The 20439-nt window shown below is 69.2% G+C and carries 18 protein-coding genes; 11 read left to right on the plus strand and 7 right to left on the minus strand.

Features of this window, described 5'->3' with window-relative positions; translation table 11 throughout:
• Positions 1-80 precede the first annotated feature (80 nt).
• From C4T78_RS13680 to C4T78_RS13690, 3 genes are all read left to right on the plus strand, one after another.
• Complete coding sequence (locus tag C4T78_RS13680; protein ID WP_093357474.1) at positions 81-683, plus strand: potassium-transporting ATPase subunit C; 603 nt, start codon at positions 81-83, stop codon at positions 681-683.
• A gap of 105 nt (positions 684-788) precedes the next feature.
• On the plus strand, positions 789-3323 hold the full coding sequence (locus C4T78_RS13685) for a DUF4118 domain-containing protein (protein ID WP_093357473.1): 2535 nt from the start codon (positions 789-791) through the stop codon (positions 3321-3323).
• Positions 3320-4000, plus strand: coding sequence for a response regulator (locus C4T78_RS13690; protein ID WP_093357472.1), 681 nt, complete (start codon positions 3320-3322; stop codon positions 3998-4000). Before C4T78_RS13685 ends, C4T78_RS13690 begins: the two co-directional genes overlap by 4 nt.
• Before the next feature lie 418 nt (positions 4001-4418).
• Here the strand turns inward: C4T78_RS13690 and C4T78_RS37415 are convergent, their stop codons facing one another.
• Positions 4419-6407, minus strand: a complete 1989-nt coding sequence (locus tag C4T78_RS37415) for an NACHT domain-containing protein (RefSeq protein ID WP_093357651.1) — start codon at positions 6405-6407, stop codon at positions 4419-4421.
• A gap of 472 nt (positions 6408-6879) precedes the next feature.
• Between C4T78_RS37415 and C4T78_RS13700 the strand changes: the two genes are divergently transcribed.
• The 5 genes from C4T78_RS13700 to C4T78_RS13720 all read left to right on the plus strand — a co-directional run bounded on the left by C4T78_RS13700 (position 6880) and on the right by C4T78_RS13720 (position 10629).
• On the plus strand, positions 6880-7251 hold the full coding sequence (locus C4T78_RS13700) for a hypothetical protein (protein ID WP_177247776.1): 372 nt from the start codon (positions 6880-6882) through the stop codon (positions 7249-7251).
• Positions 7248-7865, plus strand: a complete 618-nt coding sequence (locus C4T78_RS13705) for a DUF3558 domain-containing protein (protein ID WP_093357470.1) — start codon at positions 7248-7250, stop codon at positions 7863-7865. Before C4T78_RS13700 ends, C4T78_RS13705 begins: the two co-directional genes overlap by 4 nt.
• Positions 7866-7873: 8 nt before the next feature.
• The gene (locus tag C4T78_RS13710; protein WP_093357469.1) at positions 7874-9139 is read left to right on the plus strand and encodes a PPE domain-containing protein; all 1266 of its coding nucleotides are present in this window, start codon (positions 7874-7876) and stop codon (positions 9137-9139) included.
• Between the two features lies 1 nt (position 9140).
• On the plus strand, positions 9141-9941 hold the full coding sequence (locus C4T78_RS13715; protein ID WP_093357468.1) for an ESX secretion-associated protein EspG: 801 nt from the start codon (positions 9141-9143) through the stop codon (positions 9939-9941).
• A gap of 67 nt (positions 9942-10008) precedes the next feature.
• The gene (locus C4T78_RS13720; RefSeq protein WP_093357466.1) at positions 10009-10629 is read left to right on the plus strand and encodes a nucleoside/nucleotide kinase family protein; all 621 of its coding nucleotides are present in this window, start codon (positions 10009-10011) and stop codon (positions 10627-10629) included.
• 4 nt (positions 10630-10633) lie between these two features.
• On the opposite strand, the gene C4T78_RS13725 is transcribed toward C4T78_RS13720, so the two are convergent.
• Both C4T78_RS13725 and C4T78_RS36030 read right to left on the minus strand, forming a co-directional pair.
• Complete coding sequence (locus C4T78_RS13725) at positions 10634-10825, minus strand: hypothetical protein (RefSeq protein WP_093357465.1); 192 nt, start codon at positions 10823-10825, stop codon at positions 10634-10636.
• A complete protein-coding gene (locus tag C4T78_RS36030) occupies positions 10822-11316 on the minus strand; it encodes a hypothetical protein (RefSeq protein ID WP_143186021.1) in 495 nt (164 codons plus the stop codon). Before C4T78_RS36030 ends, C4T78_RS13725 begins: the two co-directional genes overlap by 4 nt.
• Positions 11317-11458: 142 nt before the next feature.
• Between C4T78_RS36030 and C4T78_RS13735 the strand changes: the two genes are divergently transcribed.
• Both C4T78_RS13735 and smc read left to right on the plus strand, forming a co-directional pair.
• Positions 11459-11752, plus strand: coding sequence for an acylphosphatase (locus C4T78_RS13735; protein WP_093357649.1), 294 nt, complete (start codon positions 11459-11461; stop codon positions 11750-11752).
• 238 nt (positions 11753-11990) lie between these two features.
• Entirely contained in the window at positions 11991-15629 is a 3639-nt protein-coding gene (smc, locus tag C4T78_RS13740; RefSeq protein ID WP_103908120.1) for a chromosome segregation protein SMC, read from the plus strand.
• Between the two features lie 58 nt (positions 15630-15687).
• Here the strand turns inward: smc and C4T78_RS13745 are convergent, their stop codons facing one another.
• Positions 15688-16254 carry an RICIN domain-containing protein gene (locus C4T78_RS13745; protein ID WP_093357461.1) on the minus strand — a complete coding sequence of 189 codons (567 nt, stop codon included), beginning with the start codon at positions 16252-16254 and terminating at the stop codon, positions 15688-15690.
• A gap of 245 nt (positions 16255-16499) precedes the next feature.
• Positions 16500-16784 carry a cupin domain-containing protein gene (locus C4T78_RS13750; protein ID WP_093357460.1) on the minus strand — a complete coding sequence of 95 codons (285 nt, stop codon included), beginning with the start codon at positions 16782-16784 and terminating at the stop codon, positions 16500-16502.
• Positions 16785-16893: 109 nt separating this feature from the next.
• Here C4T78_RS13750 and C4T78_RS13755 point away from each other — a divergent pair, with 109 nt between their 5' ends.
• Positions 16894-17574, plus strand: coding sequence for a hypothetical protein (locus C4T78_RS13755; protein ID WP_235863811.1), 681 nt, complete (start codon positions 16894-16896; stop codon positions 17572-17574).
• A 43-nt stretch (positions 17575-17617) separates the two neighbouring features.
• On the opposite strand, the gene C4T78_RS13760 is transcribed toward C4T78_RS13755, so the two are convergent.
• The gene (locus C4T78_RS13760) at positions 17618-19120 is read right to left on the minus strand and encodes a sodium:solute symporter (RefSeq protein ID WP_103908121.1); all 1503 of its coding nucleotides are present in this window, start codon (positions 19118-19120) and stop codon (positions 17618-17620) included.
• Positions 19121-19128: 8 nt separating this feature from the next.
• Positions 19129-20301: an anhydro-N-acetylmuramic acid kinase gene (locus tag C4T78_RS13765; RefSeq protein WP_093344495.1), complete on the minus strand. Its 1173-nt coding sequence runs from the start codon at positions 20299-20301 to the stop codon at positions 19129-19131.
• Between the last annotated feature and the right edge of the window lie 138 nt (positions 20302-20439).

The raw sequence follows: 20439 nt of genomic DNA on the forward strand, positions 1-20439 counted from the left end.
GACGACTGCCCGCGATTTCGGTGGAAATCGGACGTCTGATTTCCACTGAGATCGCGGTACCGGAACCGAAGAGGTACCTGATGAAGAGCACGTTGTTGCGGCAGGCCCTGGCGGGACTGCGGCTGCTGCTGGTGGCCACGGTCGTGCTGGGCGTGGCGTACCCGCTGGCGATCTGGGGGATCAGCCGGATCCCCGGCCTGCAGGCCAACGCCGAGAGCTCGCAGATCGTGGTGGACGGCCGGGTGGTCGGCTCCTCGCGGATCGGCATCGACCCGGTCCCGGCCGACCCGGCGAACGACCCGTACTTCCACACCCGCCCGTCGGCATCGGCCGAAGGGCCGCTGGGCCCGGGCGATCCGTCGACCACCGGCGGCACCAACCACGGCGGAGCCAACGAGGACCTGCTGTCCGCGGTGCAGGAGCGCCGCACCGCGATCGCGGCCCGCGAGGGCGTGGCGCCGCAGCTGGTTCCCGCCGACGCGGTGACGGCATCGGCCAGCGGCGTGGACCCGGACATCAGCCCGGCCTACGCGGAACTGCAGGCCCAGCGCGTGGCGCGGGTCACCGGCCTCCCGCTGGACGAGATCCGGCGCCTGATCGCGGAGAGCACCACAGGCGGGGTGATCGCCGAGCGGGTGGTCAACGTGACCACCCTCAACGTCGCCGTCCACCGAGCCCGCTGACCAGGGCTGGTCAACTTCGCGAGAAATCGACCGCCACCCGGGTGGCGGGGCGGCGGTCCGGTGGGACTGTCCGCTATTAACAGCGGGTCGTAGGAGACTGGGAGCGTGGCGGAGAACGGACGGCGGCGCGGCGAGCTGCGGATCTACCTGGGAGCGGCTCCCGGCGTCGGCAAGACCTACGCGATGCTCAACGAGGCGCACCGCAGGGTCGAGCGCGGCACCGATGTGGTGGTCGGCTTCGTGGAGGACCACGGCCGGGCCAAGACCGCCGCGCTGCTCGACGGCCTGGAGGTCGTGCCGCGGGCCGAGATCGAGCACCGCGGCGTCGCGCTCACCGAGATGGACCTCGCCGCGGTGCTGGCCCGCAAGCCGGAGGTGGCCGTCGTGGACGAGCTCGCGCACACCAACGTGCCCGGCTCCCGCCACGAGAAGCGCTGGCAGGACGTCGAGGAACTGCTCGAAGCCGGGATCACCGTGCTGTCCACGGTGAACGTGCAGCACCTGGAGAGCCTCAACGACGTGGTGGAGGCGATCACCGGCGTCCGCCAGCAGGAGACCGTGCCCGACGAGGTGGTGCGCCGCGCCGAGCAGATCGAACTCGCCGACATCACCCCGCAAGCGCTCCGCCGCCGCATGGCGCACGGCAACGTCTACGCCGCCGACCGGGTGGATGCCGCGCTGGGCAACTACTTCCGCACCGGCAACCTCACCGCGCTGCGCGAACTGGCGCTGCTGTGGCTGGCCGACCAGGTGGACGTGGCGCTGCGCCGCTACCGCGCGGAGCAGAAGATCACCGACACCTGGGAGGCCCGCGAGCGCGTCGTCGTCGCCGTCACCGGCGGCCCGGAGAGCGAGACGCTGATCCGCAGAGCACGCCGCATCGCCGCTCGCGCCGGCGCGGAGCTCCAGGTGGTGCACGTGCTGCGCAGCGACGGGCTCGCGGGCGCTTCGCCGAGCGGCGTCGCCCGCGCCCGCAAGCTCGCCGACGCCGTCGGCGCCAGCTTCCACACCGTCGTCGGCGACGACGTCCCGGAGGCGCTGCTGGAATTCGCCCGCGCCGCCGACGCCACGCAGCTCGTCGTAGGCACCTCCCGCCGCTCCCGCTGGGCCCGCCTGTTCGACGAGGGCATCGGCGCGCTCACGGTGCAGAAGTCGGGCGCCATCGACGTGCACATGGTCACCCACCCCGAAGCCGGTGGGCGGCAGCTGCTGAGGAAGATCGCCCGCAACCCGCTCTCCGCCGCCCGGAAGTCCTGGGCGTGGGTGCTCTCCGTGCTGCTGCCCGGCGCGGTCACGGCGGTGGCCTACACCGCCGGTTTCGACGCGCTGTCCACGGACGTCGTCGGCTACTTCCTGGCCACCGTCATCGTCGCGCTGGTCGGCGGGATGGCGCCGGCGATCGTCGCCGCGCTGCTCTCCGGCGGGCTGCTGAACTTCTTCCTGACACCGCCGCTGTACACGCTGACCGTCGCCGAGCCGCAGAACCTGGTGACGGTGATCGCGATGATGATCGTCGGCATGGTGGTGGCGTTCACCGTCGACCGCGCGGCGCGGCTCGCCGAGAAGGCCAGCAGCGCGCGCACCGAAGCGGCGCTGCTGACCTCCTACGCGCGGACCGTGCTCACCCACCCGGATCCGCTGGCCCGGCTGCTGGAGAAGGTGGTGGAGAACTTCGGCCTGACCTCGGCGGCACTCCTGGAGCGCGTCGACGACGGCTGGCACGTCGCCGCCACCACCGGCTCCGAGCGGTGCACCCGGCCGGAGGATTCCGATGTGGACATCGAGGTCAACCAGGACGTGCACCTGGTGCTCAGGCGCCCGGGCCGCCGACCGCTCCCGGCGGCCGACCGCACCGTCCTGGAAGGCGCGGCGGGACAGGCGCTGATGGCGTTGCGCCAGCAGCGGATGGCCGCCGAAGCGCAGGAAGCCCAGCGGCGCGCCGACGCCACCCAGCTGCGCACCGCGCTGCTGTCCGCGGTCGGGCACGACCTGCGCACCCCGCTGGCCTCGATCAAGGCCTCGGTGAGCAGCCTGCGCGCGCCCGATCTCCAGCTCTCCGCGGCCGACACCGCCGAGCTGCTGGCCGGCGTGGAGGAGTCCGCGGACCGGCTGACCGACCTGGTCGGGAACCTGCTCGACTCATCCCGGCTGGCCACCGGCGCGATCGCGCCCCGGCTGCGCCCGGTCGGCTACTACGAGGTCGCGGCCAGGGCGCTGGCCGGTCTGGACGGGCAACAGCACGTCGACGTGGAGATCGACGAGTCGCTGCCCCCGGTGCTGGCCGACGTCGGGCTGCTGGAGAGAGTGGTGGCCAACGTGGTGCAGAACGCGCTGAAGTACGGCCGCCCGGGCGGCGGCCGGATCGGCGTCCGCGCCAGCGAGCACGCCGCCCGCGTGGAGCTGCGGATCGTCGACCACGGGCCGGGCCTGCCCGAAGGAGCGGCGGACGCGGTGTTCGCGCCGTTCGAGCGGCTCGGCGACCTCGGCGACACCGGCCCGTCCGGAGTGGGGCTGGGCTTGAGCGTGGCGCAGGGGTTCATGACGGCCATGGAAGGCACGATCCGCGCCGAGGACACCCCCGGTGGCGGCCTGACGATCGTGCTGTCGCTGCCTGCGGCGGACGGACAGGGGAGACGATGACGAAAGTCCTGGTGATCGACGACGAACCGCAGCTGCTGCGCGCGCTGCGGATCAACCTGAGCGCCCGCGGCTACGAGGTGCTCACCGCGGTGGACGGCGCGGCGGCGCTGCGCGCAGCGGGCGAGGGCAAACCCGACGTCGTGGTCCTCGACCTCGGCCTGCCGGACATGGACGGCAGCGAGGTCATCGCTGGCCTGCGCGGCTGGACGACGGTGCCGATCATCGTGCTCTCCGCCCGCACCGACTCCACCGACAAGGTGCTGGCGCTGGACGCGGGAGCCGACGACTACGTGACCAAGCCCTTCGGCATGGACGAACTGCTGGCCCGCCTGCGCGCGGCCGTGCGCCGTGCCAGCACCAGCGGAGCGGTCGACCAGCCGGTGGTGGAGACCGCGACGTTCACCGTCGACCTGTCGGCGAAGAAGGTCCTGCGCGACGGCGCGGAGATCCACCTGACGCCGACCGAGTGGGGCATGCTCGAAGTCCTCACCCGCAACCAGGGCCGCCTGGTGGGCCAGAAGCAGCTCCTCAAGGAGGTCTGGGGCCCCCAGTACGCGAACGAGACCCACTACCTCCGCGTCTACCTGGCCCAACTCCGCCGCAAGCTGGAACTCGACCCCAGCCACCCCAAGCACCTGATCACCGAACCGGGAATGGGCTACCGCTTCGAGCTCTGAACGCCCGGTGCCGCCGTGCAGGGCGGGTGCTGACCCGCCTGCCCGGCGCACGGGGTGCAGCCGCGGACGTGGATTCGCTTGCGTTGCGCGAAGAACCGGCCGACCAACGGAGCAGCGTATGGTCATCGCGGCGAGCACGCCGAGCACGCAGCTGTCGACGTGCTCACTGAACAACGAGACCAAGACCACGACGGTGTCGCCGCAGGTGAGACTCGCACAGTAATGCCTGCTGAAGCCGAAATCCCAGTGACCATGGAGCGGGATGCGCGTCCGATGGGTGCGAGCCGCCATCACCCGCTGTTCACATCACCTTCGTCATCAACCCCCGAGCTCTTCTACTTCTGAACCGAATGAATGACTCTCTAGAGCAGCGGGCGAAATGCGCTGCAGTATATTATTCTGTAAATAATTTCCCTTATTAATTTGATCGGTTGAGCAGGTGGTCGTGCAATCGTGCGTGTCGGAATTGGTAGAGGCCTCCGACTTGACGAAGTACGCCGCGCTCATGGGCGTCCTCCAGGAAGCGCATGAGTCGAAGTGGTGTTCTTCCGGTCAATGCGAGCCAGAATCGAGAGACGGTGAAGTTCCACCATGAAGAACTAAGGAAAAAACCAAGTATTAACGGGATTCCAACAGTAGGGGCCATGATGGATCGAGTCCATAGCGTGTAAGCGATCAACATGGGGATCAAATTGGCTAGTATCAGCATGTTGACTGTTCGGTCGCTCTTCAGCGTTCTTGGAGGGGTGGATGCGTCCATCTCGGTCAACGGGGTCCATAGGTTCTTTATTGTCCCCCTCCAGAGAAGGCGCCCTACAAGTACAAGCACTAATGCTGGTACTGTGGTGGAGCCTAGTGTTTTGGCGGGGTCTTCTAAATCGAACGATCGGATCAGTGGGCCGATTGAAATCAGGAATACCACCCCCATGGCGGCGGTGAACGCGAAGGAACGCATCAACACTTTCAAGGCATAGGTGGACATTCTCTTGGATGCTCTTGTGGCGCTTGAGAATGCTCGAATTGGTGGTATTAGTTTTCGTGAATGTGTGGAGCACCAGATCCAAATTACGATACTAAGCGTAAGATAGGATCCGAGGAGCATGTAAAAATTCGTCGTGCTGTCCACGCTTTCGAGGGCTATCGCAGAGACGGCTATCGTTATTGTGTATAGCAGCCATGCCGTGAAGCCGAAGATGAACGTCGGGGTGGCGTATTTTAGTTGCCACCAGGCGAAATCACGTGTGTTGAGTTTATATAGGTGGCGAGCAAGGAATGTAAGTTGCGTAGAAGCCTTTACTGGGGAGTACGGCCTGTTCTGCGATCTGCGGCCAGGGGTGGGCGGCTGAGGGTGAATGTGATATAGAGATGGGAGGAGTGAATCAAGAAGATGATTCTCTATCGAACTTCGGTCTGGAAATCTGCGCGTATCGAGGAGCTCGATGGGTGGTATGGGGGAGTATGCATAGACCGCTTTGGCTAACGACACCATCAATGGAGTGGTGAGTGTCAGAGTCGCGGGGCTGTTCGGCCAGGTCTTGATGTGTTCAAACACCGGGTACCACTGGCGTATTCGATTCGGCGGTGTGGAGGAGCGCAAGTAGTCGATGACGGAATTTGGCGACACGGGCTGTGCGTGGACGGTTGTTGCGGCTCGCAGTACGTCGCCGGCCTGGATAGCATAGTTGTACGCTTCCGTGCGGCATGTGATGATGATTGGGTCACTGCTTGTGAGGCTCCTGTTCAACGCGATCAATGCTGCCGCTTGGCGAGGTGCTGTTATCTCATCGAGGCCATCCAGCACTGGCATGATTCGGCGCTCGGTCACAATTCGTTGCGCAATTTCTCGTCCGTACCGGAGTAATCCCGGGTAGTGTTCCTCCAGTTTTCGGGAGAGCCAGGTGTGGAGGTGTTCCTGATGCGGTTCCCACGAAGCGATCGAAATTAGAACCGGAATTGGATCGTCGGGTGCCACCTCTTCGAGGAGGGCGAGCAATAGGAGTATTGCTAGAGTAGTCTTGCCTGCTCCGCCTTCTCCAAGTACTACCAAGCGACGGTGCGGCAAGGAGCGAAACGAATCTGCGAGATTACGTGACTCATTGCTGAGTCCGACGAACGCTCCCGGTATGTTTCCCGCGTGATCTTTGACCGGAGATGTTGCCGTCCATAAGACGGAGAGTGGCGCGGGGTCGAGTAGATTTCGTTGAGCGGCTTCATTTTTCCACTGTGCTCGCACTGCGTTGGCCAGCTCGTTTAATGCGACATCTATGGGGTTCGAACTTGACTGATGTATGTGTACATCGCCATGGATATGGCCAGCCTGCACAATGTTCTTTGCGCTTCCGGTCACATGATTCCGAGTGTGACTTCCTTCGTTTTGACTGGACATTGGCTCGGTCGCTTTCTTCATCTATGTACGTGTTGGGCGTTACGATATCTTACGAATGAAGTACGTGGGCGAGAACGGTGAAAATTCACGCGGGTGGAGCATCTTCCGAATTTGGTCTATTTGGTGTATACGGCTCCCTATGTGGCTCACGGAGGTAAAAGAGCTCGAATTTAACCATTAGTGAATGGCGGATTCTGGAGGTTTCTAATGGATACCTCCGAGCGTGCTGCGCAGGTGGAAAGAAAGTCGGATACTATTGACAAATGGGACTTTTTGCTTTCCTTTGGTTAAAGACCTCGCGCAGTAGCGCCAGCGTGCTGAGGTTTGGCTCCTCTCGCGGGCATGGTTCGTTGGTCGTCCCATTCGCGATTGCGCATTGCCGCGTTGGGTTCCTGTGAAGTTCTCGCGAGTTGGTGACGGGCGGTGAACGCCGCTGCTAGTGTCGGCGGACGAAACGGTGATCAGAAGCCGCTAACCTGGGGGTTTTCCCGCGATGACGACGCCAGTACCGCCGCCACCGCCGCCGGCTCCGGGCGGCGGCCAGACCCTCACCGTGAACCGGGACAACGTCCTGGAAGTCCGCAAGGTCATCCTCTCCGCCGCAGAACAGGCGCAGATGAAGCTCAGGGCTCTGCAGCCCAGCTTGATAGTCCAAGCGCCTGCGGGCGACGAGGTCAGCAAGACATCGGCGGCGGTCTGGACCGCGAACCTGGTGGGCAACCCGGACTCCCACTACGTCCGTCTCCTGCAGTACGTGGACAACGTCGTCGACCTCGGTCGGCAGCTGGAGGAAGCGGCCAAGCAGTACGGGTACACCGACGAGGAGATCGTCGCGTCCTTCAACTTGCAGCAGGGGCAGATGTGAGTGTTTCGTCGCGCGTTCGCCGGTCCGGCGGACTGCTCGGGCTGACCGCCGCCGCGCTCCTGGTGGCCGGCTGCACGGTGAACGGGCCGGACCCGGTGCCTGCCGGTGAATCGACGCCCGCTGGGGAGACCAGCGCGGAAACGGCCTTCCCGAAGCGGCCTGCGGAACTCCCTGTCGCCGGCGCGCAGGACGCGGAGATCTGCACCTGGCTGACCGGTCAGCAGATGGCGCAGCTGAAGGTCGCCCGGCCGAGTCCGGTGATCAAGAACGGCAACAACTACAACGGGTGCGGCTACTCGTCGGATGGCACCTGGGCCAACGCTGGGGTGTCGTTGCGGGTCGTCCCGGAGCCTCTCGAGGTCTTCGCGGCGAAGCTCAACAGCTCCGAGGTGTCGCGGAAGACCTTCGAGATCAACGGATTCGGCGCGTTGCAGAGCCAGATCGCCGGTGCTGAGCGGCTGGGCTGTTCGGTGTTCGTGGACGTTGCCCAAGGGCAGACGCTCTACGCCGAACTGAGCCTTCTGTCCGTGGGCGAGATGGACAACGAGCAGATGTGCGAGAAGGCCGCGCAGGCCGCTGGGGCGGCTGTGACGAGCTTGCAGGCCAAGGGCTAGGGGGCGTTGTGACGAGCATCGATCCGATCCGCGACATCCGGTTCGAGGGGATGGACATCCCCCAGCTGCAGGAGTGGATCACGCAGGTCAAGCAGGGGCGCGGCACGGAGTCGATGCAGTCCGCGGTGCGGGCGCTGGACGAGTGCGTGCAGGTCGTCGTCGACCTGGACGACACCCTGCGCCGGGAGCTCGGCAAGCTGCAGATCGCCTGGGAGGGCAACGCGGGCGACCTCGCCGCCGCCGCGACGCAGCAGCAGGCGGTGTTCATGTCCGACGCCCCGGACCCGCTGCGGGCCTCCGCGCAGAGCGTCGACGAGCAGGGTCGCGGGTACGAGTCGGCCCGCCACACGCTGCCGAACAGCGACGAGCTCCGGCACAAGCAGTCGGAGAACGCCGTGGAGTGGGCCGGTGGCGCTTTCGGCTACGAGAGCGACTACGACAAGGAAGCCAAGCAGATCGACGCCAACAAGAAGGCCGCCCAGGCGGCTCTGGCGTCCTACCGCGACACCTCGGTGGAACAGGCGAACACCTACCAGCCGCTGCCGGAGATGCCGCCCGCGACCGTGACCGCGCAGTCGGCCTCGCCCAGCGGCATGGCGAGCTCGGGGCTGGGATCGGGTGTCGCCGTGGCCGGCGTGGTCGGCGGTTCGGCGCAGCCCGGCGTCGGTTCGCCCGGCGTGGGCACTCCGGGTTCGCCGGTGCCCGGCGGTGGGTTCGTGGTCGGAGGTGGCGACGGCCGCACCGGTGAGCGGGCCGTTCCGCGCCCCGGGGACCGCCCCGCCGACCGGAAGAAGGGCGAGATCGACAAGGGCGGCGAGGCGGACCCGACGCCGGAGGCGACCGGCGACAGCGGTGGCGTCAGCGCCGGGACAATCCTCGGCATCGCTGCCGGTGGTGCGGCTGTCGCAGGCATCGGTGCGTACGCGGCCAGCCGCGTGCTCGGCGGCCGTGGTGCTCCGGTGCCCGCAGGCGGCCCGGCGCCCGGCGGGTCCGTGGCGCGCGGCGGCAGCGTCGGCGGCGGCCCGGGCGACACCACGGCGGGCAAGGCCGCGGGCAACACCCCGGGCAGCAGGCCGGGCGCGGGCTCGCTGATGGGCCCGGCCGCGACCCGCGGCGAGAAGCGCAGCGAGGACGCCGAGCACGAGAACAAGTACGTCGCCGAGGAGACCCCGTTCGACGACGAGCGACTGGTCGCTCCGCCGGTGCTGGGCGGCGACGAGCGCAACGACGACCCGCCCGCCGAGGCCGCGCCCGAGCCGAAGAAGCAGGACTGACGTGCGACCTGGAGCAGAAGCAGATCCGATCGTGCTGTCCACATTGGAATTCGATGTGGTCTGCGAGGCGGAGAAGCTCACCGAGCACCGGCACATCGTGCTCGACGTGCCGAGTCCCGGAACGACCTACACCGAGCGGGCCGAGCTGGTGGCCGAGGCGTGGGCGTCGTTGCGCGCCAAGCGCCTCGCCGAGCCCGCCCGCGACCGGCTGGACGTCGACTTCGCCGACCTGGTCGGCCTGCTCGACCGACCGCAGCGCAGCGTGGACGTGCGGATCTGGGCGGACCGGTCGATCCGCGCGCTGGCCTCGGCGAACGGCTCGGCCGGCCTGCTGACGATCGTCGACGCCGACGTGGTGGAGATGACCGCGATCCGCGGCGGCGCGCTGGCCGAAGCGGCGGTGTCGGTGGCCGGCGACATGCCGCCGGGCCCGGGCCGCGCGGTGAGCCTGCCCAACGACATCCTCCGCAAGGCCAGCGACTACGCGGGCCCGAACAACCCGCTGCAGTTCAGCGACGAACTGCGCATGCTCGGCATCCCGGCGGACGACGCGGCCGACGTCGCCCACATGGCCAACGGCATGGGCATCCGCGGTCAGTTCGGCGTGGAGGCCAGCCGGAACCGGGGCCGCCCGGAACGCGCGAACCGCGTGGTGGCCTTCCACGACACGGACCAGGGCCGCTACCTGCACGTGGTCCGCCCCAGCGGCGACGGCCGCCGCTGGAGCACGATCGCCCCGGCGGACAACGCGCGGATCGCCGAGTACACCAGGGAACTCCTCGCGGAGATCTGGGAGGACTGACGACCGGAGCCGTCGGCGGGCCACGACCGCCGCAGGTGGTCGTAGCCTGGTGGCCGGAGGTGGCGGCTTGGTCGGGTATGCGGAATTGGTGGCGCGCGCTCGGGCGCTGGCCGACGGCGGGCGGCGGCGGGTTCTGGGCATCGCCGGGGCTCCCGGGGCGGGGAAGGGGACCGTTGCCGAGCGGGTTCTGGGGGAGCTCGACGGCCGCGCAGTGATCGTGCCGATGGACGGGTTCCACCTGGCGAACGCGCAGTTGCGGAGGTTGGGGCGGCAGGACCGCAAGGGTGCGCCCGACACCTTCGACGCCGCCGGGTACGTGTCGTTGCTGCGGCGGGTGAAGGACGCCCGCGAAACGGTTTTCGCGCCGGAGTTCCACCGCGAGGTCGAGGAGTCCTACGCCGGGGCGATCGCGGTTCCGCCGGAAGTTCCGCTCGTCATCACCGAGGGCAACTACCTGCTGCTGGACACACCACCGTGGTCCGAGGTGCGCGAACTGCTCGACGAGTGCTGGTTCCTCGCCCCTGACGACGGAACGCGCGTGCAGCGGCTCATCGCCCGGCACGTCTCGCACGGTCGGACGCGCGAAGCCGCCGAGGAATGGGTGCGGCGCAGCGACGAGGCCAACGCCGCTCTGATCGCGCCCACACGGGCGCGCGCCGATCTGGTCGTCGTCGGCGATCCCCGCTGACCGGTCAGCGGCGTTCGGCGAGTTCGGCGCGCACGTCGTCCGGGATGCGCCCGGTGTGGTCGATCGGCGTCCACTGCTCGCTGCGGATCCACTGCGATCCGCAACCGCGGCAGGCCAGCAGCGGCAGACCGTTGAGCTCCTTGCGAGTCCGGTGCCAGGAGCACAGGGACCGGCAGGCGTGCACGGCCAGCGTCATTCCGGATCGACCACCGGATCCGTGTAGGTGGAGTGCGTCGACGTGGGCGGCTCCGTGGGCGGATCGTCCGTTGTGGGAGGACTGCTCGACGTGCTGCTCGGCGGCGGTTCCTCCGTGGGCGTCGGGTCGGGCTCCGGGTCCGGCCGGGTGGGCGTCGGGACCGGCGGCGGCCCGGGCGGCGGCGCCACGTCGTTCGAGGAGGTCCGGGACGTGCTGGACTCCGCGCTGCTGGTGCTGGTGGTCTGCTCGGAGGTCTCCCCGCCGGTGGGCGGCGGAGGCGGCAGCAGCGACGGGACGGACGTCGTGGTCGCCGGGCGGGAGGTCGCGGTCGGCTTCAGCGAGAAGTCCGGCGTGGCCTCGGTCTGCTGCTGAGTGCCCGCGACCATCGCGGCCGTCGTCGCGAACACCGTGGCCACCACGATGCCCGCCGCGGCCAGCACCACCAATCGCTTCGGCCGGGCGTCCGGGTCTTCCACCTGCAACGGGTCCATCGGTGTCCCACTCGTCGGCGCTTCGAGCGGTCGTGCACCGGATGTCCCGAGAACACCGGCCTCCGCCGAATCGCGGCGGATCATACCGGCTCGGCCCGACCCGGTGGACGCGCTGGGGCGGGCCGCTCGGCGGTGCGGCATCATGCCGGACGTGACGGATTCCGGAGCCGCGCGCCTGACCGCCTGGGTGCACGGGCATGTGCAGGGCGTGGGTTTTCGCTGGTGGACGAGGTCGCGGGCGCTGGCACTGGGCCTGGTCGGCAGCGCCACGAACCTGCCCGCGAGCCGCGTGGAAGTGGTGGCCGAAGGACCGCGCGAAGCGTGCGAGCAGCTCCTGGCGGCGCTGCGCTCGGGCGAGACGCCCGGCCGCGTCGACTTCGTCGCCGAGCAGTGGTCGGAGCCCAAGGGCGGCCTGACGGGCTTCGTCGAACGCTGAGGCCGATGCGTTTGCGCAGGTCAGGCTCCGTGAGCGGTTTGGGGTGCCATAGCCCCGCAAAACGCTCACGGCCCATCACCTGCCGAAACGCTTCGGTGCTCCCGTCGATCCGCGTGGATCTCCGCCGTCGCCGTCTCGCTGGTTCGCCAGCGGTTCTGCGTGGTCTGGCGGGGCGGCAGAGGTAGGCTCGGCCGAACGTGACCAGGGGTACCAACCACGGGAAAGGTCGATCGCAGCCGTGCACCTGAAGAGCCTGACGCTGAAGGGGTTCAAGTCCTTCGCCTCGGCCACCACGCTGCGCTTCGAGCCCGGCATCACCTGCGTCGTCGGGCCGAACGGTTCCGGCAAGTCCAACGTGCTCGACGCGCTGCGCTGGGTGATGGGCGAGCAGGGCGCCAAGGACCTGCGCGGCGGCAAGATGGAGGACGTCATCTTCGCCGGCACCGCGGGCCGCGCCCCGCTGGGCCGCGCCGAGGTCACGCTGACCATCGACAACACCGACGGCGCGCTGCCGATCGACTACACCGAGGTCTCCATCACGCGGCGGATGTTCCGCGACGGGGCCAGCGAGTACGAGATCAACGGCAGCTCCTGCCGGCTGATGGACGTGCAGGAGCTGCTCTCCGACTCCGGCATCGGCCGCGAGATGCACGTCATCGTCGGACAGGGGCAGCTGGCGTCGATCCTGCAGGCCAAGCCAGAGGAGAACCGCAGGCTCATCGAAGAGGCCGCGGGCGTGCTCAAGCACCGCAAGCGCAAGGAAAAGGCGCTGCGCAAGCTCGACGCGATGCAGGCCAACCTGACCCGGTTGACCGACCTCACCGGTGAGCTGCGCCGCCAGCTCAAACCGCTCGGCAAGCAGGCCGAGATCGCCCGCAAGGCCCAGACCGTGCAGGCCGACCTGCGCGACGCCCGGCTGCGCCTGATCGCCGACGACCTGGTCACCGCACGCGCCGACCTGGCCCGCGACGAGGCCGACCAGGAGACCGCGCGCGCCAAGCGGGCGGAGGTCGAGCGGGCGCTGCAGTTCGCGCAGTCCGAGGAGAAGACGCTCGAAGAGCAGGTCGCCGCGGACGCCCCGCGCCTGCACCGCGCCCAGGAGACCTGGTACCGCCTGTCGGCGCTGGAAGAGCGGCTGAACGGCACGCTGCGGCTGGCCGCTGAACGGCACCGGCACTTGACCGCGCAGACCGAGGAGCAGCGCTCGGGCCGCGATCCCGATCAGCTGGACGCCGAGGCCGAGGAAGCCGCCGAGCAGGAGATCGAGCTTCGCGAACAGCTCGAAGAAGCCCGCGAGGCCTTGCACGAGGTGGTGCAGCGCCGCTCGGAGCTGGAATCGGCCGCGAAGCCCTTGCCGAAGCCCTCGGCATCAAGGCGCCGGCCAACGGCGATGGGTAGCCCCGAGCTCCCGCTGTCCGGCCGTCAGGTCGAGTCGCTGCGCGGCAAGGTCAGCGACACCTCAGACGAGATCGAGCGGCTGTCCGACGCGCTGGAGGAAGCCAGCGCCCGCGCCGAGGAGGCCGAGCGGGCGCTCGCCGACGCCGAGGAGGAGAGCGGCGGCTACGACTCCGACGACGCGGGCTTGCAGGAGCGCCGCGAAGCGGCCGCCGAGGCGCGCGATGCAGCGCGGGCCCGGGTGGAGGAGCTGGTAAAGGCCGAGCGGGCCGCGGAGCGGGAGATCGCTTCCTGGAAGGCCCGCGTCGAGGCGCTGTCGATGGGCTTGCAGCGAAAGGACGGCGCGGGCGCGCTCATGGCGGCCGGTGACCGGGTTCCCGGACTGCTCGGCTCGGTCGCGGCGCTGCTGACCGTCGAAGCCGGTGCGGAAGCCGCGCTGGCGGCGGCTCTCGGCGCGGTGGCCGATGCCGTCGCGGTGCGCGGCGTGACCGACGCGGTGGCCGCGCTGGAGATGCTCCGCGCCGACGAAGCGGGCCAGGCCGGGCTGCTCATCGGGACCGAGGTGCCCCTCGACCGGTCGAGCTGGCCGCAGCTGCCCGGTTCCGCCCGCTGGGCGGCCGATCTGATCTCCGCGCCGGACGGCCTGCGCGCGGCGGTGCTCAAGGCCCTGGACCGGGTCGCCGTCGTCGATTCCCTGGCCGAGGCGGGCGAACTCGTCCAGCGCCACCCGGAAGTCCGCGCGGTGACGGCCGGTGGCGACGTGCTCGGCGCGCACTGGGCGATCGGCGGTGGCGAGAGCCGGCAGAGCGCCATCGAGGTGCAGGCCGCGGTCGACGAGGCCGAACGCGAGCTCGCCGCGGCCCAGCGCCGCGCCGAACAGCACTCGGCCGCGCTGGAAGGTGCACGGGCGGAAGAGGAATCCCGCCGCGCCGAGGTCCGCGCCGTCCAGGAGCAGATCAACGACGCGAAGGTCCAGCGCGCCCGGAGCACCGAACGGCTCTCCAGCCTCCAGCGCGCGGCGCGCTCGGCGGCGGCCGATGTCGACCGCGCGCGCGATCAGCGGGTGAAGGTCGAGCAGGCCCGGGAGCAGTCCCTGGTCAAGCTCGCCGAGCTCGAAGAACGCCTGCGCGTGGTCAAGACCGAGCAGGACGAAGCAGCCGAGCCCGACACCGCCGATCGCGACCGGTTCAGCGCCGAGCTCAGCACCGTGCGCCAGCAGGAGATGGACGCCCGCCTCACCCAGCGCACGGCCGAAGAGCGCGCGCGTGCGGTGCAGGGGCGCGCGGATCAGCTGCGCCGCGCAGCCCGGCACGAGCGCGAAGCGCGGGCCCGCGCGGAGGCGGCGCGCAAGGCGCGGGAACGCGCAGCGCGCGTGACGCAGGCCGTGGTCTCGGGCTGCGAGACGGCGTTGGAGCGCATCGCGCAGTCGCTGCGCGCCGCGACCGAGGAACGGGATGTCGCGCAGGCCAAGCAGAGCGAGCACGAGCAGGCGCTCGGTGCGATCCGGGCGCGGGTGCGGGAGCTCAGCGGCGAGCTGGAGAAGCTGACCGACGCGGTGCACCGCGACGAGGTCGTGCGCGCCGAGCAGCGGCTGCGCATCGAGCAGCTCGAAACCAAGATCATCGAAGATTTCGGCATCGGCCTCGACGACCTGGTGGACGAGTACGGGCCCACCGTGCCGATCCCGCCGGGCCCGGCCGAGATCGCCGAGTACGAGGCGGCCAAGGAACGCGGCGAGGACGTCAGCGCACCGCCGCCGGTGCCGTTCGACCGCGCCACCCAGGAGCGGCGGGCCAAGCGCGCCGAGAAGGACCTCTCCCTGCTGGGCAAGGTGAATCCGCTCGCGCTGGAGGAGTTCGCCGCGCTGGAGGAGCGCTACAAGTTCCTGTCCACGCAGCTGGAAGACCTCAAGGACAGCCGCCGCGACCTGCTCAGCGTGGTCAAGGAGGTCGACGAGAAGATCCTGGAGGTCTTCTCCTCGGCGTTCGAGGACGTGGCGCGGGAGTTCGAGACGGTCTTCAAGGTCCTGTTCCCCGGCGGCGATGGGCGCCTGACGCTCACCGACTCCGAGGACATGCTGACCACCGGTGTGGAGGTCGAGGCGCGCCCGCCGGGCAAGAAGGTCAAGCGGCTGTCGCTGCTGTCCGGTGGTGAGAAGTCGCTGACCGCGGTGGCCATGCTGGTGTCCATCTTCCGCGCCCGCCCCTCGCCGTTCTACGTGATGGACGAGGTCGAGGCGGCGCTGGACGACACCAACCTGCGCCGCCTGATCACCCTGCTCGACCAGCTGCGCACCACCTCGCAGCTGATCATCATCACGCACCAGAAGCCGACGATGGAGATCGCCGACGCGCTCTACGGCGTGACCATGCGCGGCGACGGCATCACCCAGGTCATCTCCCAGCGCCTGCGCGGTGCGGCGGAGAAGGACCCGTCACCGGACGCGCCCGCCGAAGGGGACGTCGCCGCCGTCCTGGACTAGGCGGCCGCACGGGCACCGGAACCGGTGCGGCCGGGAGCCGCACCGGTTCCGACGGTTCTCAGAGCGTGTCTTCGATCTTGATCTGGCCGCGCTGGACGACCCACTTCTGGTTGGCGTTGGTGTCTCCGCAGCGCCAGAGGTGCACCTTGTCGCCGTTGTTGCGGGAGTTCCCGGCGTCCAGGCACATCTCCTTGCCGGTGCCCGCGGTGTCCTTGACGACCAGCTGGCCGTTGCGGAGGATCCACTTCTGGTTCGTGTTGGTGTCTCCGCAGCGCCAGAGGTGCACCTTGTCGCCGTTGTTGCGGGTACTGCCGGCGTCCAGGCACATCTCCTGCCTGGTGCCGATGGTGTCGACGATCCTGATCTGGCTGCCGTCGATCGCGAACTTCTGGTTGTTGTTGCGTTCGCCGCAGTCCCAGAGGTGCGACTTGTCGCCGTTGTTGCGAGTGCTCCCCACGTCGAGGCACTTGCTGCCCGTCGCGGCGGCGTTCAGCTCGGCGGACGTGGCGGCGGAGGCGGGGAGCGCGACCGCCGCGGCGAGTGAGACTGCGGCGGCTCCGACGACCGCGTAGCGGGCAAAGGCGGTACCGAGATGACTCACTTCGGTGTGTCCCTTCTTGGGCATGGCCGGGACGCGGAATCGCTGCCCCAGCACGAGAAGTCACTGCGTGTGACTGGCCGGAGATTATGGGGAGCCGTCCGCGGCGCACCGACGACACGACACGACGTGCGGAGGATTCACACGATGGAACGGGGTGACGCGTCGAAGCGAAAACCTGCGCGGACGCGTGGTTTTCGCGCAGCACGGCCCCAATCACCCCGCAGTCCGGGACCGGCCCGGCGGGAATCGGCCGCCCGGCCGGTTCGCGTTCAGGCGGTGATGCCGAGGGCGTAGCCGACGCCGAAGGCGATCAGGGCCGCGACCGCGGCGGTGCCCGCCACCACCGGCCAGCCGGGGCGGTGGTTCACCCGGCGCGCCGGAATCCGCTGCGGCGCAGCGCGGTTCCACAGCTCCGGCCGCCGCAGCTCGGCGCGGCAGAGCTCGCAGTCGGCCAAGTGCGTGCGCATCACGAGCCACTCCACGTCGTCCAGCGATCCCGCGGAGTAGGCGTTGAGCTTGGCCCGGAATTCGGCGTGCTCGTCCTCGTGCACCATCGACCCCCGTCCCCAGTGCGTTCGTGTGGTTATCGTCCCAGCGGAAGCGGTGCTGAAGGGCGCGACCGGTCGGTTTCGGCGCGGAGATCCGCGTGCGGGAGGATGTTCGGTGGACCGGCAACCGCGCGCGGCGTCCACCGGAGCTCAGGAGGAGACCATGACCAACCCCTACGGCCCGCCGCCAGGCCAGCAGCCGTACCCCCAGCAGGGGTATCCGCAGCAGGGTTACCCGCAGTCCGGCCCGATGCCGATGCAGCAGCCGATGGCACCGCAGGGCTATCCGCAGTCCGGCCCGATGCCGGTGGCGCCGCAGGGCTATCCGCAGCAGGGCGGCTATCCGCAGCAGGGCTACCAGCAGCCGGCGCCGCCGCAGCCGCAGATGGCGCCGCCCGCGCCGGGCATGGCACGCGTGCTGATCGACTGCTCGTACCACTGGATCACCTGGGCCTTCATGCTCTTCAAGCCGCAGGTCACCATCAACGGCCAGCCCGGCCCGATCCTGACCTGGGGCAAGACCCCGGTCGACCTGCCGCCCGGCCAGTACCAGATCCAGGTGCACGTCAACTACCTGTGGAAGCTGGGCTACGCGAGCGCGGTCATCCCGCTGACCGTCGGACAGCAGCAGGACGTCTACTACAAGGCGCCGGCGTTCCCGTTCATCGACGGCGCGATCGGGCCGGCGCCGCAGGACGCGCCCGGCACCGGTATCGCCATGGGCATCTTCTTCGGCAGCATCGGCTTCGCCGTCCTGATGCTCCTCATCTCGATCATCACGACCGCGTCGATGTGATCGGCCACGGGGTCGGTTCCGCCGAAGAACCGACCCCCGTGGCTCAGGACTTGTCGGCGTGCTCGACCTCGGGTTCGGTCGCGGGGTGGCGCAGTGACAGCAGACCGCCCACCACCAGCGTCACGATCACGCCCAGCGGCGTGTACCAGGGGAAGGCCAGCGACGACTCGCCGCCTTCGCCGTCCGGGAACTGCACCCAGAACACGAAGACCAGCACCACCGCGATCGTCGCGCAGAAGGCGATCGTGGCGTCCACCTGCCGGGCGCGCTTGACCAGCAGCCCCAGCAGGAACGCGCCGAGCAGCGCCCCGTAGGTGTAGCTGGCGATGCTCAGCCCGACCTCCACCACCGGGTTGTCGGTGCTGCTGAACATCGACGCGAACACCACGAACACCACGGCCCAGACCAGCGTCCAGAGCTTGCCCATCCGCAGCACGGCCGCGTCGTCCAGCTTCCGCTTGGCCAGCCGCTGGTACAGGTCGCTGACGGTGGAGGTGGACAGCGAGTTCAGCGACGAGGCCAGGGTGCTCATCGCGGCGGCCAGGATCCCGGCGATGAGCAGCCCGGACAGTCCCGGCGGCAGGTCGTTGACGATGAAGGTCGGGAACAGCTCGTCCTTGCTGGCCATGCCCAGCTCGGCAGGCGCCGCGCCGCGGAAGAACGACCACAGCATGGTGCCGATCAGCAGGAACAGCGCGAACTGCAGGGCCACCACGAAACCGCTGGCGATCAGCGCCTTCTGGCTGTCCCGCACGTTCCGGCAGGCCAGCAGCCGCTGCACCATGAGCTGGTCGGCGCCGTGCGAGGCCATCGCGAACACGGCACCGCCGAGCACCGCGGTGAGGAACGCGTACTGGTCCGTGACGATCGACGAGGTGAAGTCCAGCAGCTGGAACTTGCCCGCTTCCAGAGCGGTGGTGAACCAGTCCGACGGCAGCTGACCGACCAGCACCACCGCGGCCACGATCGCGCCGCCGATGTAGACGACCATCTGGATCGCGTCGACCCACACCACCGCCTTGATCCCGCCCAGGTAGGTGTAGATCACCGTCAGCACTGCCAGGACCAGCACGATCTGCCAGTACGCCAGGTCGACGCCGAAGGCGGCCAGCATCACCTTCACCGGGATCGCGGTGGCGAACAGCCGCAGCCCGTCGGCCAGCAGCCGGGTGATCAGGAACGTCACCGAGGCGGTGCCCTGCAGCCCGGCGCCGAACCGCTGGCCGAGGAACTCGTAAGCGCTGACCAGGTTCCCGGCGAAGTACTTCGGCAGCAGCACGAAGGCCACCACGACCCGGCCGATCAGGTAGCCGATGGCCAGCTGCAGGTAGGTGAAGCTGCCGAGGTAGGCCACCGTCGGCACGCTGATCACCGTCAGCGTGGAGGTCTCGGTGGCGACCACCGAGAAGCACACCGCCCACCAGGGCAGCTGCCTGCTGCCGACGAAGTAGTCCTGGGAGCTCTTCTGCCTGCCGCCCAGCAGCAGTCCGAGCACCGGCATGGCGACCAGGTACAAGCCGATCACGGCCAGGTCGAGTGATCGCATGCTGCCTCCTACGCGGTGTCACCGGGCTGCACGCGCAGCCGGGTCGGTGGGTGGACGGCCGGGGCGGGCAGCCGCAGCGGTCCGGCTCCAGGTGTGATGCTGCCCAACAACCGGGGCCCGGCGGCCCCTGTGGTACCCGGCGTGTTGCCGGGAGTGCCGTGCCAGGTGAGGAACCCGAGCAGCGCGGTGAGCAGCGCTTCCTTGCTGTCGGCCGGTAGCCCGAGCTCGTCGCTGACGAGCACGGGGACGTCCAGCAGTCGGCGCAGCGCGGCGAGCAGGACGGGATTGCGCACGCCGCCGCCGGAAGCGACGACGCGGACGGCGCCCACCGCGCGGCAGGCGTCGGCGATGGTGCGCGCGGTCAGCTCGGTCAGCGTGGCGAGCAGGTCGGCGTCGGCGATGTCGACCTGGGCCAGCGCCCGGTCCAGGTAGTCGGCGTTGAACCGCTCCTTGCCGGTCGACTTCGGCGGCGGCAGGCGGTAGTACTCGTCGGCGAGCAGCGCGTCCAGCAGATCGGCGCGCACGGTCCCGCCTGCGGCGATCGCACCGCCGGTGTCCTGCGGCTCTCCGGTCACCCGTGCGGCGGCGAGGTCGATCAGCGCGTTGCCGGGGCCGGTGTCGTAGGCCAGCGGCCGAGCGCCGCCGACCACGGTGATGTTGGCGATGCCGCCGATGTTCAGCGCCACGCCCGGGCCCGGCTCGTCGGCCAGCCACAGCGCGTCCAGGACACCGGCCAGCGGAGCGCCGTGCCCGCCGGCGGCGACGTCGCGTGCGCGCAGGTCCGACACCACGGGAAGTCCGGTGGCTTCGGCGATCCACGCGGGCTGCCCGATCTGCAGCGTGCCGCGCGCCCGACCGTCCTGGACCCAGTGGTAGAGCGTCTGGCCCAGCGAGGCGGCGAAGTCCGCGCGGCCGTCCGCCAGCTCCAGCCCGATGCCCGCCGCGGTGGCGAAGTGCTGCCCGACGAGGGTGTCCAGCCGGCACAGCTCCGCGGCGCTGCACGGCGCGGGCGGCAGCGCCGCCAGCAGGTCCCGGCGCAGGCCAGGGGGATAGGCCACCGTCGTGCTGCCCAGCGGCCGGAGCTCCAGCACGTCACCGTCCAACCGCAGCTCGGCCGCGGCGACGTCGACGCCGTCCATCGACGTGCCGGAGATCAGCCCGAGCACTCGCCACCAGTTCACGTATGTGGTCTATTGCACAGTCAACGACAAATGCAAGCGTCGAACACGTTTTGTTGGTTATTTGCCCACTGCACCGCTTCAGCGCAGCGACCCGTCCGGGGCGTGTGCCAGCGCCGGAATCAGCAGGTGGGAGGATGG

The organism is Saccharopolyspora kobensis, from assembly GCF_900108315.1.
Classification (GTDB): Bacteria; Actinomycetota; Actinomycetes; order Mycobacteriales; family Pseudonocardiaceae; genus Saccharopolyspora; species Saccharopolyspora kobensis.